This is a genomic window from Lysobacter sp. cf310, from assembly GCF_900114355.1.
Classification (GTDB): domain Bacteria; phylum Pseudomonadota; class Gammaproteobacteria; order Xanthomonadales; family Xanthomonadaceae; genus Lysobacter.
This window is the reverse complement of sequence record NZ_FOSS01000001.1, coordinates 170,928-186,577: the sequence shown is the minus strand read 5'-3', so window position 1 is coordinate 186,577 and position 15,650 is coordinate 170,928. Positions and strand designations below refer to the sequence as shown.

The following is a 15,650-nucleotide window of genomic DNA, read 5'->3' as shown; positions in this document are numbered from 1 at the left end:
GGAGCCCCCTGTACGGCCGGCAGGCACGCTGGCGGGCCGGCGCCCGTCCGCTCGGGGCCGCGCCGGCCGCGCACGTTTTTCCAAGCCCGACAAGAATTTAGCGCTGGCGGTAGCGGCGGCTTTCGCGTACAGTGCCGCCTGTTCAGCGCACGGCTGCCTCCCCGCAAGGGGTACGTTTCCCAGGTTGCCCGCCGCATCGCAAGAGCCCAATGCTCTTAGGCGATCGGCTTTATCCCGCACGTCTTTCGTAGCGCCGACACGGTCCGGAGCATCCGGCACCGTCATTTCGATTACTCGCAGCGCGGTTCTAGGGAACGCTCCGAGTGACTCCGCGACTCCGGTCCGCGGATCCTTAGTACTTGGAGTTCCACATGACGTTTGAATCCCTCGGGCTTGCGCCCGCGTTGCTGCGCGCGCTCGTCGAGCAGAATTACAACACCCCGACCCCGATCCAGGCCGAAGCGATCCCGCTGGCCATGGCCGGTCACGATCTGCTGGGCGGCGCCCAGACCGGTACCGGCAAGACCGCCGCGTTCGGCCTGCCGCTGCTCAACCGCCTGTCCAAGCTCACCGGCAGCAACGGCCCGCGCAAGCCGCGCGCGCTGGTGCTGGTGCCGACCCGCGAACTGGCGGTGCAGGTCAACGACAGCCTGCGCAGCTACGCCAAGCATCTGCGCCTGAGCATCTGTTCGATCTACGGCGGCGCCGGCATGGGCCCGCAGGTCGACATGCTGCGTCGCGGCGTCGACGTGCTGGTCGCCACCCCGGGCCGCCTGATCGATCACATGGAGCGCGGCACCGCCAAGCTCGACGCGATCGAAATCCTGGTCCTGGACGAGGCCGATCGCATGCTCGACATGGGCTTCCTGCCCGCGATCAAGCGCATCCTCGGCCGCGTGCCGCCGCAGCGTCAGACCATGCTGTTCTCGGCCACCTTCGAAACCGAGATCAAGAAGCTCGCGCTGGAGTTCATGCGCGAGCCGCAGCAGGTCCAGGTCGCGGCCAACAACACCATCGCCGACACCATCGCCCACAAGGCGCATCCGGTCGACGGCGGCCGCAAGCGCGACCTGCTGGTGCGCATCCTCGCCGAGCGCAGCACCGACCAGGTGCTGGTGTTCGGCCGTACCAAGCACGGCTGCAACCGCCTGGCCGAACAGCTGGAAGACGCCGGCTTCAAGGCCGTCGCCATCCACGGCAACAAGAGCCAGGCCCAGCGCCAGAAAGCCCTGCGCGACTTCAAGGCCAACAAGGCCCGCGTGCTGGTCGCCACCGACGTCGCCGCACGCGGTCTGGACATCCCCAGCCTGCCGCTGGTGATCAACTTCGACCTGCCGATGGTGGCCGAGGACTACGTGCACCGCATCGGCCGCACCGGCCGCAACGGCGCGACCGGCGAAGCCCTGTCGCTGGTGTCGCCGGACGAAGGCGGCCTGCTGCGCCAGATCCAGCGCATCCTCAAGGACGACATCCAGATGGTCACGGTCGAAGGCTTCGAGCCCAGCCGTCCGATCCGCATGGGTTCCGACGCCCCGGGCGCGCGTCGCCCCGGCGGTCAGCGTCCGGGCGGCAACAACGGCCCGCGCAAGCCGGCCCACCGTCCGCACGGCAAGCCGGCTCCGCGCCACGCCCACGCCGGTCCGCAGCACCGCAGCGGCGGCCGCTCGGGTTCGGGCAACGGCCAGCGTCGCGAAGGCGCGTAAGCGTTTCGCAGCGTCGATGAAAAAGGCCGGCATCGCCGGCCTTTTTCTTTGGCGGCGCGCAGGCGGGCAGACCGCGTCGCGCGTTAGGATTGGCCTTCCCACGGAGGGCTAGGAATACATCCATGAAGGCATTGCTCGCTCTGCTTGCCGCCTTGGTGCTGGCCTTCGCGCCCGCGCGCCTCGCGCATGCCACCTCATCCCTGCTGTTCGACGGCGACGGGTACTCGCTGAATCTGGAAGTCGGCTACGACAAACGCCCCGTGATCGGAAGCGTCTTCCTCTATCAGCCTGGCGATAAGGGGCAGGCGGTGCCCAGGCAGCGGGTGCGCGTCGAGGAATTCGATACCCAGCGCAAGCGTCTCAAGCTGCGCTACACCGCTACGGACGAAGCCCCCGGCATTCCCTCGTTCACGCTGGTCATGACCGAAACCGAGGCGGTGCTGACCCTGGCGGGTCGGCGCATTGTGTCGAAGGCGAACTGGCAGATGTAAGCGGTCATGGCCGCGGGGACGGGAAGTAGGATTGCGACGCGTTTCCAGGCCAATTCAATCGACGCGCTGTAGATCGGCGCGGGCTTGAGGCGTCACTAGGCCCAACAGCGGGCCAAGAAAGCGGCGGCGCGACGCGAATCGCACCGAGGCGTGCAAGGACAAGCAAAAAACGAGGGTCGAATGGATTACGTGTTTCCTATCTTGTTTTTCGGGATCGTCGCTTACTTCCTGCTGCGCTACGTGCGCAGCGGCAGTCTCACCGGTGCGCTGCTGGGCGGTACCATCAAGCGCGAAGTGGGCAAGGTCGAATTGACCGGAGGCGCGTTCACCTCGCAGACGCTCAACGTGATCCGCATGGAGGACTCCGACGGACAGAACTTCGTAGCGCTGTCGGTGGTGTCCAAGGCGCCGCTGGCGATCAGCATGGTGCCGTACCGGCTGACCAAGGCGCAGGCCCTGGAAGTGGCGAAGTTGCTGCAGCAGGCGGCGTTGTGAAGCGGATGCGGCTTGCGCATCGATCCTGCGTCCGCGTCTAGCGATCGACGTGGGCAGGGAGAGGCTGCGCTTCGGCGATCGCGCTCGTGCGCGGGCCAATTCTTGCGCGTGCTAGGGTAATCGCATGACCGATCTCGTCGCCATCGCCTACCGCAGCACCGCCGCGCGGCTGCTGTCGTCCCCGGAACTCGACGCCTTGCTGGTGGACGCGCGCGTGTTCAACGCCGCGGTGGGCGTGACCGGCGTGCTGTTTCATCACGACGGGCGCTTCTTTCAGTACATCGAAGGCGAGGCGGCCGGCCTGAATCAGGTCTACGAGCGCATCCGCAACGCGCGTGCGCATCGGGATCTGGCCGAACTCTTGCACGGCCCTGTGGCGCAACGGCAGTTCGATCGTTGGCACATGGGCTTCTGCCAGGCGCCCGAGAGCACCTTGCAGGAGCTGTCGAACGCCGCCTGGATAGAGGCGATGCCGATCACCCGTGTCAGCGACAAGGCGTCCGAAGGCGTGGGCCTGGCGCTGTACCACTGGAGCAAGTGGCTGGCGGAGCAGCCAGGCGGGGTTTCGGTTTCGAACTGATCCGCGTGGCCACACGCTTCGCCGTCGCCTCTTCGCCCATGTAAAAGCGCCCCGGAAACCGGGGCGCTCGAATCGACGCGTGTCTCGTGTCGATCAGGGGCTGGTGCGCAGGGTCAGGGAGTAGGTGCTGAGGATGGGGTTGATCGGCGTGAAGTAGCTGTTGCCGCCGCCGGTCCGGCCCTGACGGCCCTTGCAGCTGCCGCTGCCGCCCGACAGCACGCCCTGGGCCTGGCCGACGCCGGTGATGAAGGAGCCGCCGGAATCTCCGCCCTCCGCGCATGCGGTGGTCTGGGTCAGGCCGGTCACGGTGCCGTCCGGATTGCCCGCATCGTCCACGTAGGACACGGTCATGTTCTTGCTGCGGATCGCACCGCAACGCCAGCCGCTGGTGCGCCCGGAACGGCACAGCGCGGCGCCCACTGCGGCTTCGGTACTGCCGCGCACGTTGACGTCGCCGCTGCCGTAACCGTAGACGCTGGGCGACAGCGTGTGGGTGCTGTCCACCTTGACCCAGCCGCGGTCGGGCCCGGTCTGATTGCCATTGGGCATCGTGGAGGAAGCGAATGAACCGATGCGTACGCCCGGCGTCCATTGCGAGACTTCGTGATAGACGACTTCGCCTGTGGTGCCGCAGTGACCGGCCGTGGCGAAGCCCGGGGTGCTGCCCTGGGTCACGCTGAAGCCAACCGAGCAGGCGTACAGGTAGCCGTCGCCCGGATCGCGCAGGTAGCCGCGGCCGCCCTGCACCGCGATACGGCGTTGCGGCGCTTCATTGAGGGTTTCGAAACGCACGGTGCTCGCATCGATGCCGCTGCGTGCGACGAAATCGACGGCGGCCTCTTCCGCGCCCGGAGCGACGCCGAGGACCACGCTGTTGCTGGGCAGGTCCACCGCCCAGCTGTACACGCCCTTCGGCGCCCTGGCGCTGCGAGCGAGCTGGCCGTCGAGCTGGCCCTTGGCGGAGTTCAGCGCGGCCAGGCTGTAACGGGCCTGCCGCGTTTCGACGCCGTCGACCTTGCCCTTGGCCGAAGTGCTGGCGGCTACGAAGCCGAAGGAGCCGTCGGCCTTGCGTTCCAGCCAGGCGCCGGCGAAGTTGCGGCCCAACTGCCTTTCCGCGGATTTTTCCTGTTGTCCGGCCAAACGTTCGGCCTTGAGGTATTGGGCCAGCTGGGCACCGGAGAGCCCGAGGTCGCGCTGCATGGCCGACTTCAACGCGGGGGCGAGGTCGTCGGCGGCGAGGGCCGCACCGGAAACCAGCATGGCTGCCGTCGCAGCGATAACCGACATACTGAACTTGCGCATATCCAAAAGCTCCTTGGCAAAGAGAGGGATGCGAACAGTCGTTGCGGCGGGTGTAGTTCAACGCTGGGTCGGGGGCCGGCGATTTGGGCAGCGCTGGGTTGGGCCGCAGGGATAGAACGCCGCGCGATGCGATCACCCCTACCCGTGAACGCGGAAATGGGATGGCCTCGTTGAATTCATAAGTCTGAATGCGCGCTAGTCGCGCAGGCCATCGCCGGACCGCGCCTGGCGATTCGGCTGGGCCTGCGTGGCGGCGATCGGTAGGCATTTGCGAGTTGCAGGCAGGCGATCTCTGTCTGCGCCTGTGCGGCTGACGCGTGGAGCCGCTCGAATGGCATTTCGGCGACCCGGCCGGGCCGAGGTCGACGAGTCCGGTTACCGCCTCGCCATGGCCGCTTGCGTCCGCGATCGTGACGTCTCGGCGCTCACTCTTCCGCCGCTGCCGCTTCGCGTCCCTGTTGGCGGATCAGCGCTTCTTCGCGCGCGTCGTTGATCGCGTCTCGCACGCTGCCCAGGTCCACCGTCGATTCGTCGTGCACGAAGGTGCCGCTGAGTTCGCTGTCGGGGTGCAGCTCGCCGGCCTCGAACAGGGCCCACATTTCCTCGGCGTACCAGGTGTCCAGCAGCTCCGGCGCCCAAGCGCCCAGGCTGGCGGTGAGGTTGTTGACGTCGCGCAGCAGCATCGCGCGCGCGGCGTTGTTGCCGGCGGCGCTGACGACCTGGGGAAAGTCGATGATGACCGGCCCGTCGGGCGCGACCAGCACGTTGTATTCGGACAAGTCGCCGTGGATCAGGCCCACGCACAGCATCTTCACCACCTGGCGGACCAGGAAGCGGTGGAAGCCGCGCGCCTGGTCCGGCGCCAGCTCGACTTCGCCCAGGCGCGGCGCGGAGTGACCGTCGGCGTCGGTGACCAGCTCCATCACCAGCACGCCATGGAAATAGCCGTAGGGTTCGGGCACGCGCACGCCGGCGTCGCGCAGCTGGTACAACGCGTCGACCTCGGTGTTCTTCCAGGCGGTTTCCTGCTGCTTGCGCCCGTACTTGGTGGCCTTGCCGATCGCGCGCGCCTCGCGGCTGCCGCGCACCTTGCGGCCTTCCTGGTACTGCACGCGTTGCTGGAAGCTACGCTGGGCCATGTCCTTGTAGACCTTGGCGCAGCGCACCTCGTTGCCGCAGCGGACCACGTAGACCGCGGCCTCCTTGCCGCTTTTGAGCGGGCGCATCACTTCATCGATCACGCCGTCGTCGATCAGCGCCTGCAAGCCGGAGGGAGTCTTCATCTAGTCCTATGAGCGCGATTGGTCCGGTGGAAAGGGGGTTTTCCGCCGGGCGCGGGCGTATCTTTACACTTAACGCCTTTCCCGCCGACTTTTTCCATGTCTCAGCCCCTACGTCTAGATAAACGCGTCGCAGAACTGACGGGCTGTTCGCGCGCTCAGGCCCAGCAATACATCGAGGGCGGTTGGGTCCGGGTCGACGGCGAGGTGGTGGAAGAGCCGCAGGCGCCGATTTCGAGCCAACAGGTCGAACTGGACCCGGAAGCGCGGCTGGAACCGGCCGAGCCGGCGACCCTGCTGCTGCACAAGCCCGCCGGCGTGGATTTCAAGGACGCGCCGGGCCTGGCCCTGGCCTCCGCGCACGCCGAAGGCGATCTGTCCGGCGTGCGCATGCTCAAGCGCCATTTCCACAGCCTGACCCCGCTGATGCCGATCGACGCCGACGCCTCCGGCCTGGTGGTGCTGAGCCAGGACGGCCGCACCTGGCGGCGCCTGACCGAGGACTACGCCCAGATCGAGCAGGAGTTCGTGGTCGAGGTCAGCGGCGAGCTCGGCCCTTACGGTCTGAAGCGGCTCGCTCACGGTCTGGAGTATCGCGGCCGCCCGCTGGCGCCGTGCAAGGTCAGCTGGGCGAACGAGAACCGGCTGCGCTTCGCGATCAAGAACCCGATGGGTGGGCAGCTGAGGCACATGTGCGCGCAAGTCGGCTTGCAGGTCGTGTCCAGCAAGCGCCTGCGCATCGGCCGCATTCCGCTGAGCAAGATGCCGGTGGGCGAATGGCGTTATCTGCCGGTGGGCGAGCGCTTCTGAGGCCACGCGGGGAGATGCCAGCCGCTGCAAGGGTCGGCAACGGGATCGCCTGAAGTTCTTTCGGCATCGGCCTGGATTTCGATGTGGAGCCCGAGTCCGGAATTTCGAGCCTGCGGACGCGATGGCGGGATACGTTCGCGGATCGTGCGGCGGCTGAGCGCGATCTGATGCGGCGTTTCGCGAGTACATGGGACCCGGCCCCGAGTCGGAAGAGCGATAAGGATCGAATGGAGATGCATCGCTACTGGAACGATCCCGAGCACGCGGCCTGTCCGGTGATCGTCTCTTTCTTGGAGGCCTGGTGCGAGGCCATGCCCGACGAGCAGAGCCGCCACTGGCTGCCGCCGCTGCGCGATGTCGTACGCAACACCCGTGCGAGCGCCACGGTGCAGAGCGTCCGTTGCATCCAGGCGATGGATTGGCTGGTGCGCGAATATGCGCCGCTGTGGCTGGACGTCGATGGCCGGCCGCAACTGGTCGCGCATGCGCGTTCGCTGCGAGCGTTGCCTGCCTTGTCGACGACGGACGATCCGTTCGATGTGTGGATGCGCTCCAACCTGGGGCCCATCGTCGCGGCCGCAGGCGTACTGCCCGACGCCCAGTTCGACAGGGTCTCGCGCGTCGCCGACAGCACGCTCCACGCGATGGCGGGCGAACAGGCATCGGTGCTGGGCGTAGCGGCTTCGCAGGTCATCAAGTCGACCGCCGAAGGAGACGGCGCCGGCCGGGCCGCGGCCGTCGCGATCGGCACCGACGCGGCCTTGGCCGAGGCTTGGGAAACGGTGATGTCCGATGCCCTGTCCATCGCCACCGGCTCGATGCACGGGCGCATCCTGCTGGCGGTGCACGAGGGCCTCTCGCCCAGGATCGAAGCGCTGGTCGTGCCTGCGCTGGAACGCGCCGGCGTCGATTTCTCGCAGGCCCGGAGCGAGGCCCAGTTCGATAAGGCCTGGCGGAAAGTGCGTCGTATCGCGGAGCGGGCCGTGGACGGCGATGGGGCGCTGTACGACCAGGCTTGGCAGATGGGTTGGGACGCCATCAGCGGTGCGATCGAGGAGGCGCAGAGCCGCGCGTTCGAGCTGTTGGTGCGGATGGCCGAACAGCGGTAGGGTCCGGCGAGCGCATGCCGGGGGATGAAGCGTCGGGCGCGATGCGGCTACTCGGCCTCGACCGCCCGCGTCGCCGCATAGCCGTCGCGGCCGTTCTCCTTGGCGCGATAGAGAGCCGCATCGGCCGCGTCGAACAAGGTGCGTTCGCGGGTGTGGTTGCCGGGCACGCAGGTGTGCAGGCCGATGCTGATGCTGACCTTGGCGCCGCCGAGGGCGTCGCCGTGACGCAGGTTGAGGGCACGCATGTCGGCGAGCAGGGCCTCGGCGACCAGGGCCGCGCCGTCGGCGGCGGTGTCGGGCAGGACGATGGCGAATTCGTCGCCGCCGAAGCGCGCGGCGAGGTCGCGTGGGCGGCGCGCATGCGCGGCGATGATGTGGGCGACCTGGCGCAGCACCTTGTCGCCGGCGCGATGGCCTTCGGCGTCGTTGTAGGCCTTGAAGTGGTCGACGTCGATCAGGGCCAGGGTCAGCGGCGCGCGGGTGCGGCGCGCGCTGGCGAGCTCGCGTTCCAGCACATGATCGAAGCGGCGGCGGTTGGCCAGGCGGGTGAGGGTGTCCAGATGGGCCTGACGGCGCCAGTGGCGCAGATGCCCGATCATCCAGGCCAGATACGCCAACGCGATCGCGACGATCGCGGTCGCCGGCGGGAACCACAGATTGCCCATGCGCAGCAGCGCGATGCTGGCGGCGAGGGTGGCGACCGCGGCGGCGGAGGCCAACAGCAAGGGCCGCGGAAAGCCGGGCACGAGGATGCACAGCACCACCACCAGCACCACCGCGGCGGTGAGCGCGGCGGCCCATCGCGGCGCCAGCGGCACGATCGCGCGACCGTGCAGCAGCATCTCCATCACGTTGGCCTGGTACTCGGCGCCCGGCATGCGCAGTTCGTCGGACATCGGGGTCAGGAACGGCGGCGCCAGACCGGCCGCGGTCACGCCGACCACGACCCAGCGACCGCGCAACAGTTCGACCGGTACCCGGCCGGAGATCACATCGGCATAGGAGACCTGGGCGAAGCTGCCGGGCGGACCGGCATAGCGGATGCGCACGTAGTGGTCGCGCGTCCATTGATAAGGCGATCCGCCTTCGCTCGATGGCCGGCGCAAGCCGGGCAGCTGTCGGCGCGCGTACTCCGGATCCAGCCCGATGGTGGCCAGCGCCAGCGCCGGCCAGCGCGCTTCGCCGAGACCGGCACGCAGATAGATGCCGCGCGCGGTGCCTTCGGCGTCGAGTTCGATGTCGGTATGGCCCAGCGTGGCCGCGGCCGCGGCCAGCACCGGCGTCGGCAGCACTTCCACCGGCGGGCCGTTCTGGCTGGGCGCGGCGGCGATCACCGGCAGCGCCACGCGGCCATTGCGGCGCAGCGCCTCGGCCAGCGCGACGTCGTGCGCTTCGCCGCTGCGGTCGGGTTCGGCGAACACCAGGTCCAGGGCGACGCCGCGCACGCCGGCGCGGTGCAAGCGGTCCAGCAGTTGCGCGTGCAGGTCGCGCGGCCAGGGCCATTGGCCGAGTTCGCTCAGGCTCTGGTCGTCGACCGCGACCACGATGACGTCGTCGTCGGGCGGATAGGTCCAGGCCGCCAGGTGCTGGTCGTAGAAGGCGTCGTCCAGCCACCAGAACGTGCCGCTGACGCTGATCAGCGCCGCCAGCCCCGCGGCGGCGAAGGCGGCGACGATGCGCAGCGGCCACGACGGCGCGCGGATGTTCACAAGGTCAGCAGCAACAGCAAGGCGGCGCCGGCGCCGGCGTAGCAGACGCGGCAGGGCAGGCGGATGTCCTGGACCGGGCCATAGGGCGCGGCGTAACCGTCGTCGTCGATGGTCTGCACGCGCACGTACCAGCGGCCGCCGCCGGGACGGTCCAGGCTGACTTGAGGCTGTTCGACTTCGCGATCCAGCAGCGGCTGCGCGAAGTCGGCCTTGCGCGCGATCTGGATATGGAAACGCTGGCCCGGCGCCGCGTTCTTCCAACGCAGGGTCAGTTGGCCTTGCGCGGCTTCGGGCGGCTGCAGGCCGGGATCCGGCGGCGCGTCGCTGACCTCGAACGGGAGCGCGTCGCCGTAAGGGCCGCTGCGGCCGTTGCCGTCGTGCGAGGCCAGGCGCCAGTAGTAGCGACCCGGCGGCAGCGGTTCGGACGGACGATAGCGCTGGCCGTGCAGACGGGTCTGCAGACGCAGGCGTTCGAAGGCAGGGTCGTCGGCCAGTTCCAGGGTGGTGCCGGCGGCGTCTTCGATGCGCGCCCATTCGAAACGCGGGCGCGGCGTGTGCACGGTCTCGCCGTCCAGCGGACGCAGGGTCAGCGGCGGCAGCGGATGCTCGCTGACTTCGAGCACGCGCTCGGCGTCTTCGCCGCCCAAGCCGTTGGCGGCGACCGCGCGCAACAGCAGACGATGGCGGCCGGGCGGCAGGTCGGCGATGCGCAGGCGAGTGGCGGCGGTGGCCGCTTCGAACAGCAGCACGTCGGGCGCGTCGTCGCGCACCACTTCGATCCGATACGCGACCGCGTCGGGCATCGCGGTCCAGCTCAGGGCCATCGGCAACGAGGCCAATTGGGTGCCGGCGTCCTCCAGGGTCGGCGCCGGCAGCAGCCGCGTGGGCGCCGAGGTCGCCGCGCCGCTGGCTGCGACGCTGCCGTAGCCGGGACGCACCAGCACGCCGGCGCCTCGCGCGCCGCCGACCTCGACCTTGCCTTCCAGCACTTCGGTGCTGCCCGGCTGCGCTTCGTCGCCGGCGTTCACGCGGAAACGCGTGCCGCGCACGCTGGAGGTCGCCGACGGCGTTTCGATGATGTAGCGCGAGGCCGGACCGCGCGCCGGGATCACCCGGTTGGTGGCGCGACCGCGCTGCAGGCGCATGCGGGTGTCGACCATGCCGGTCTGGCCGTAGGCGCTGAGGCGGTCGAACACGATGCGGCTGTTGTCCATCAGCATCAGGCGCGAGCCGTCGGCGAACTCCAAGGTGGCGCTGGCGCCGGGTCCGGTTTCCAGCCAGCCGCCGATGCTCAGGCGCAGGCCCTGGCTGGCCGCGGCCACGCCCGCGCGCGCGGACACCTGCGCGCGCACCGCGCCGCGCAGCGCGACCAGACGCGCCTTGGCCGGCTCGATGCGCAGCCAGGACACCGGGAAACGCAGCAAGGTGCCCGGGGGCAGGCGGTAGGGATCGGCGACGCGATTGAGCTGCTGAAGACGGCGCCAGTCGACATCGGCGCGCAGATGGCGCGCGCTGAGCTCCCACAGGTTGTCGCCCGGCCGCACCCGATACGTCCACTCCTGGGCCGAAGCCGTGGCGGAGAGCAGGAGCGTGATCAGGAGAGTGACGAGAAATCGGCCCAGCGGACGCCATGGCCTGGCGTGGTGGGGCGGCACTGCAATGGCGAACATCCGTCTTCCGTGGCTGGCGCAAAGGGCTAGGGCGGGATATCGAGCCCAAAATGTGACGGGCCGCCCACTATTATGGGGCTTGAGGGTGCCCTGTGGCGATTTTTTCGCCGCCTGGGGCGTGGCCGCACGCCACGCCGGGTTCGCGTCCGGGCGCCGTCAACGCGCGGGGCGGCGGGCGCGCCACAGCGCGTACAGGCTGATCAGGACCAGCAGGGGCCAGAGCAGCAGCAGGTCGGCGCGGAGCGCGGCCTGCGGGGTGTGGAGCTGAATGGCGGCCTCGTACAGGGCGTAAGCCAGCCAGGCCACAGAGGCGACCAGCAGCACCGGATGCCCGCGGCGGCGCCAGGCCAGACCGAACAGGGTCGCCAGCAGCAGCGCGCCCAGGGCGATGCACAGGAAGAACAGCACCGGCGGCATGACGGCCTCCCGGGCGCCGGCTACGGCACCCAGGCGGAACTTACGCTGGCTGGGGTGAGGGCGCGGACAAGGCCTGTACGCCGGCACCGGTTGGGGCGGGCGGCGCCGGGCAAAGAAAAAGCCGGGCTAGCCCGGCTTTTTCCGTTCGATCGGGGCGTCGATCAGCCCTGCTTGCTGGCGATCCAGCGGTCGATCTTCTGCTCCAGCACGTCCAGCGCCACCGAGCCGTCCTTCAGCACTTCGGCGTGGAACTCGCGCACGTCGAACTTCGGGCCCAGCTCCTTTTCGGCCTTGCGGCGCAGTTCCTGGATCTTGAGCTCGCCGATCTTGTAGGCCAGGGCCTGGCCCGGCCAGGCGATGTAGCGCTCGGCCTCGGCGGTGGACTGGGTTTCGCTTTCGGCGGAGTTGTCGAGCATGTACTTGATCACCTGCTCGCGGGTCCAGCCCTTGCTGTGCAGACCGGTGTCGGTGACCAGGCGGATCGCGCGCCACAGCTCGTTCTGCAGGTAGCCGAAGTAGTCGTAGGGATCGGTGTAGACGCCCAGGTCCTTGCCCAGCGATTCGGCGTACAGGCCCCAGCCCTCGATGAAGGCGGTTTCGCCGCCGAAGCGGCGGAAGGCCGGAATGCCGGTCAGCTCCTGCTGCAGCGCGAGCTGGAAGTGGTGGCCCGGAATCGCCTCGTGCAGGTACAGATCCTCGGCGTCCCAGGTCTTGCGCGTGGGCAGGTCGTAGGTGTTCACGTAGAACACGCCCGGACGGCTGCCGTCCTCGCTGGGGCTGCGGTATTCGCCGCCGGCCGCGGACTGCGCGCGGAAGGGCTCGACCGCGCGGATCTCGAACGGCGCCTTCGGCACCAGCGAGAACTGCTGCGGAATCTTCAGGTTGATCTTGGCTTCCAGCGCACGGTAGTGCGCCAGCAGGGCGTCCTCGCTCTTGAAGCTGAAGCGCGGATCGGTCTGCATGAACTTGAAGAAGTCCTGCAGCGAGCCCTTGAAGCCGACCTGCGTCATCACCTTGCGGATCTCGCCGTGGATGCGCGCGACCTCGTCCAGGCCGATCTGATGGATCTGCGCCGGGCTGAGGTTGGTGGTGGTGCGCTGGCGCGCGTTGAACGCGTACCAGGCCTGGCCGTTGGGCAGCTTGTCGATGCCGACGCTGTCGCGCGTGGCCGGCAGGTACTCGTCGTTGATGAAAGTGCGCAGCTTCTTGTAGGCCGGCATCAGGCGGCTGGCGATCATCTCGCGGTAGGCCGCGGTCAGGCGTTGCTTGTCGGCGTCGGAGAAGTCCTTGGGCAGGTTGCTGATCGGGCCCCAGAACAGCGTCTCTTCCGGCTTGTCCTTGATCAGCGCGTCCAGCTGCGGAATCACCTTGATCATCAGCGCCTTGGGCTGGACCACGCCGGCCTTCATGCCCTGGCGCATGTTGTCGATCGCGGTGTCGAACAGCACCGGCAGCTTGTTGCCGCGCGCGAGCCAGTTGTCGTAGTCCTTGACCGTCTTGAACGGCTGCGGGCCGGTGCCCGAGCCCATCTGCACGGCGAAGCTGGCCATGCTGCCCATCTGGTTGATCGGCATCATCCAGTCGGGGAACTGCTCGGAGTCCAGCGAGCTCTTTGAGTCGCGCACGAAGGTCTCGTAGCTCAGCAGGTCCTGGCCCTGGAGGCCGGCCGGGCCGATGTCCTGCACGGTCTTGAGCCAGCGCACGGTGAAGTCGTGCGATTCCTTGCGGTATTCGGCGGTGCCGAAATCGGGCAGCTGATCGTTGTAGCGGTTGTCGCCCTGGAAGGTGGCCTGGACGGGGTTGAGCTTCAGCACTTCTTCCCAGTACTGGCCGTACAGGGTGTTGAGCTTGGCGGCCTTGGCCTGATCGACGGCGGCGGCCTTGGGCGCCTGCGCGGAGTAGGCGGGCGCGGCGGTCGCGGCGGCGACCGTAAGAGCGAGTGCGAGAGCGAGCGGACGCAAGGTCATTACGGGTTCCCCGGAGCGATAAGACGCCCAGCATGGCCGAGCGTCCGCGCAGCCGCCCCGGTCGGAAGTCACGGATCGCGCGCGGCGGGGCTCCGGATGCGCCGAACCGCGGCGCGCGTCGCGTTCAGGCAGCGGCTTCGTCGCGCAATTGCTGCGCCCGTGCGGCGCCCAGATAGCGCACGATCGCCGCACGTACCAGGTAGATCAGCGGAATCATCGCGATCGCCGCGAGCATCTTGTAGGCGTAGTTGACCGTGCTGACCGCCAGGAACAGCGAGGTCGGCCACTTCTGCGGCCCCAGCACGAAGGCGATGTAGAGCACCACGAAGCTGTCGACCAGCTGCGAGACCGCGGTCGAGCCGGTCGCGCGCAGCCAGATGTGCTTCTCGCCAGTGGCGTTGCGGATGCGGTGGAACACGGCCACGTCGATCAGCTGACCGAGCATGAAGGCGACCAGCGAGCCGGCGATGGTCCACAGGCCCTGGCCGAACACCGCCGCGAACGCGGCCTGGTAGTCGGCTACGCCCTGCGACTGAGCCGCCTTCACCCACCAGCCGGCCGGCGCCAGCGAGATCGCGGCGAACGCGAACACGAAGCCGTACACGATCAACAGCGCGGCCAGCCAGGAGATCGTGCGCACGCCGCGGCGGCCGAAGAACTCGTTGATGACGTCGGTCATCAGGAACACCACCGGCCACAGCAGGGTGCCGGCGGTGAAGCTCAGCGAACCGCTCTGGCCGAACAGGTTCCATTGCAGCGGCGCGATTCCGAGCGTGTCCTCGAGCGCGAAGATCTTGACCCCGATGAACTCGGCCAGCACCGCGTTCACGCAGAAGAACGCCGACAGAACGATGAACAAGCGCAGCGCGCGGTCTTCCAGCGTCTTGGTCACGATCCCGGGCGCGGATGCGCTCATCGTTTCGGTCTCACGTAATAGATCACGCCGTACTTGTCGTCGGTGAACAGGAACGCGTCGCGGCCCATGCGCAGCACGCCGCAGGGGCGGCCGTTGACCTTGGCGCCGTCGAGGAAGCCGGTGATCAGGTCGCCGCCGTTGCTGCCGTCGGCGTTGACCCGCACCAGCTTGTAGCCGTGGCCGATCTTGGCGTTGGTGGAGCCGTGCAGGGCGACCACGTACTGATTGGCGAGGCTGCCGTCGCCGGCCGGGAACCAGTCCACGCCCAGCGCGGAGGCATGCGCGGGGAACCAGCCGAACGCGCGCGGCACCTTGGCGCAGCCGGCCGGACGCGGGAACTTGGGATCGGCGTAGACCTTGCCGCGGCTGTGGTAGCAATGCGGCCAGCCGTAGTCGGCGCCGTCGGTCAGCTTGAAGAAGGTCTCGTCGGGCTTGTCCAGGCCGAGGTGATCGGCGCCCTGGTTGGTCGCGATCAGGCGATCGTCGTGGGCGATCAGGCCGACCGCGTTGCGCAGGCCGCGCGCGTACACGCGCGCACCGCTGCCGTCGGGGTTGTACTCCATCACCGTCGCGCGCACCGGCTCTTTCTCGATGCAGGCGTTGCAACTGCTGCCGACCGAGACGTACATCTTGCCGTTGTTGGCGAACGCGACCGTGCGGGTGAGATGCCAGCCGCCGTACTTGTAGCTCAGTCCGTAGTCGGGATAGGTCGCCAGCGTTTCCGGCGCCGAGCTGGGCGCGAGATCGCCGGCGCGGTAGCGGTAGCGCACCAGCTTGTCGGTCAGCGCCAGGTACAGCCACTGCTGGCCTTGCTTGTCGGTATGGAAGGCCAGGTTGTTGGGGTTGCGCTGATCGGTCAGGTAGGGGGTGATGCGGGCGAACTTGGCCTTCTTCTCGTCCCAGCCGTCGAGGATCAGCACGCGGCCCTTGCGGTTGTCGCTGAGGTCGCGCATGTCGGTGAGGAAGATGCGGCCGTCGGGGCTGCGCGCGAAGAAGCGGATGCGCTTGTAGCCCTGCGCGACCGGCACGACTTCGAGGTTGGCCGGCAGGGTGAGCTTGAAGCTGCGGCCGTCTTCGAGCTTGATCGTCTGCGGCAGCAGGGCGACCGATTCGGTGGCGCCGGCGGGCAGGGCCAGCGCCATGGCGAGCGACGCGAGCGCGGCGCCGCGGCGGAGGATGGAAAGGGCGGTGCGTCCGTGCG

14 protein-coding genes are annotated in these 15,650 nt (G+C 68.5%); 6 read left to right on the top strand and 8 right to left on the bottom strand.

Annotated elements, in window-relative coordinates; all coding sequences use genetic code 11:
• Positions 1 to 371: 371 nt before the first annotated feature.
• The 4 genes from BMZ45_RS00810 to BMZ45_RS00795 all read left to right on the top strand — a co-directional run bounded on the left by BMZ45_RS00810 (position 372) and on the right by BMZ45_RS00795 (position 3,269).
• On the top strand, positions 372 to 1,703 hold the full coding sequence (locus BMZ45_RS00810) for a DEAD/DEAH box helicase (RefSeq protein ID WP_091631391.1): 1,332 nt from the start codon (positions 372 to 374) through the stop codon (positions 1,701 to 1,703).
• 122 nt (positions 1,704 to 1,825) lie between these two features.
• Positions 1,826 to 2,194: a hypothetical protein gene (locus tag BMZ45_RS00805; protein WP_091631390.1), complete on the top strand. Its 369-nt coding sequence runs from the start codon at positions 1,826 to 1,828 to the stop codon at positions 2,192 to 2,194.
• 180 nt (positions 2,195 to 2,374) lie between these two features.
• Entirely contained in the window at positions 2,375 to 2,689 is a 315-nt protein-coding gene (locus BMZ45_RS00800; protein WP_091631389.1) for a hypothetical protein, read from the top strand.
• 124 nt (positions 2,690 to 2,813) lie between these two features.
• On the top strand, positions 2,814 to 3,269 hold the full coding sequence (locus BMZ45_RS00795) for a BLUF domain-containing protein (RefSeq protein ID WP_091631387.1): 456 nt from the start codon (positions 2,814 to 2,816) through the stop codon (positions 3,267 to 3,269).
• Positions 3,270 to 3,362: 93 nt separating this feature from the next.
• Here BMZ45_RS00795 and BMZ45_RS00790 read toward each other — a convergent pair whose 3' ends face one another.
• Both BMZ45_RS00790 and BMZ45_RS00785 read right to left on the bottom strand, forming a co-directional pair.
• Positions 3,363 to 4,571, bottom strand: a complete 1,209-nt coding sequence (locus BMZ45_RS00790; protein WP_091631385.1) for a S1 family peptidase — start codon at positions 4,569 to 4,571, stop codon at positions 3,363 to 3,365.
• A 425-nt stretch (positions 4,572 to 4,996) separates the two neighbouring features.
• Positions 4,997 to 5,854 (bottom strand): PA4780 family RIO1-like protein kinase, encoded by an 858-nt coding sequence (locus BMZ45_RS00785; protein ID WP_091631384.1) that lies wholly within the window; start codon positions 5,852 to 5,854, stop codon positions 4,997 to 4,999.
• Positions 5,855 to 5,950: 96 nt separating this feature from the next.
• Here BMZ45_RS00785 and BMZ45_RS00780 point away from each other — a divergent pair, with 96 nt between their 5' ends.
• A complete protein-coding gene (locus tag BMZ45_RS00780) occupies positions 5,951 to 6,661 on the top strand; it encodes an rRNA pseudouridine synthase (protein ID WP_091631382.1) in 711 nt (236 codons plus the stop codon).
• A gap of 83 nt (positions 6,662 to 6,744) precedes the next feature.
• The gene (locus BMZ45_RS00775) at positions 6,745 to 7,770 is read left to right on the top strand and encodes a hypothetical protein (protein WP_139215346.1); all 1,026 of its coding nucleotides are present in this window, start codon (positions 6,745 to 6,747) and stop codon (positions 7,768 to 7,770) included.
• A 47-nt stretch (positions 7,771 to 7,817) separates the two neighbouring features.
• On the opposite strand, the gene BMZ45_RS00770 is transcribed toward BMZ45_RS00775, so the two are convergent.
• From BMZ45_RS00770 to BMZ45_RS00745, 6 genes are all read right to left on the bottom strand, one after another.
• The gene (locus BMZ45_RS00770; protein ID WP_175488866.1) at positions 7,818 to 9,479 is read right to left on the bottom strand and encodes a CHASE2 domain-containing protein; all 1,662 of its coding nucleotides are present in this window, start codon (positions 9,477 to 9,479) and stop codon (positions 7,818 to 7,820) included.
• Positions 9,476 to 11,149 (bottom strand): FecR domain-containing protein, encoded by a 1,674-nt coding sequence (locus BMZ45_RS00765; RefSeq protein ID WP_091631378.1) that lies wholly within the window; start codon positions 11,147 to 11,149, stop codon positions 9,476 to 9,478. The genes BMZ45_RS00770 and BMZ45_RS00765 overlap by 4 nt, the downstream gene beginning before the upstream one ends.
• Positions 11,150 to 11,305: 156 nt before the next feature.
• Positions 11,306 to 11,566: a hypothetical protein gene (locus tag BMZ45_RS00760; RefSeq protein WP_091631376.1), complete on the bottom strand. Its 261-nt coding sequence runs from the start codon at positions 11,564 to 11,566 to the stop codon at positions 11,306 to 11,308.
• Between the two features lie 161 nt (positions 11,567 to 11,727).
• Positions 11,728 to 13,533: a DUF885 domain-containing protein gene (locus tag BMZ45_RS00755; protein ID WP_091631374.1), complete on the bottom strand. Its 1,806-nt coding sequence runs from the start codon at positions 13,531 to 13,533 to the stop codon at positions 11,728 to 11,730.
• A gap of 124 nt (positions 13,534 to 13,657) precedes the next feature.
• Positions 13,658 to 14,449, bottom strand: a complete 792-nt coding sequence (locus BMZ45_RS00750) for a queuosine precursor transporter (RefSeq protein WP_091631372.1) — start codon at positions 14,447 to 14,449, stop codon at positions 13,658 to 13,660.
• Positions 14,446 to 15,591: a PQQ-dependent sugar dehydrogenase gene (locus tag BMZ45_RS00745; RefSeq protein WP_091631370.1), complete on the bottom strand. Its 1,146-nt coding sequence runs from the start codon at positions 15,589 to 15,591 to the stop codon at positions 14,446 to 14,448. Before BMZ45_RS00745 ends, BMZ45_RS00750 begins: the two co-directional genes overlap by 4 nt.
• Positions 15,592 to 15,650 lie beyond the last annotated feature (59 nt).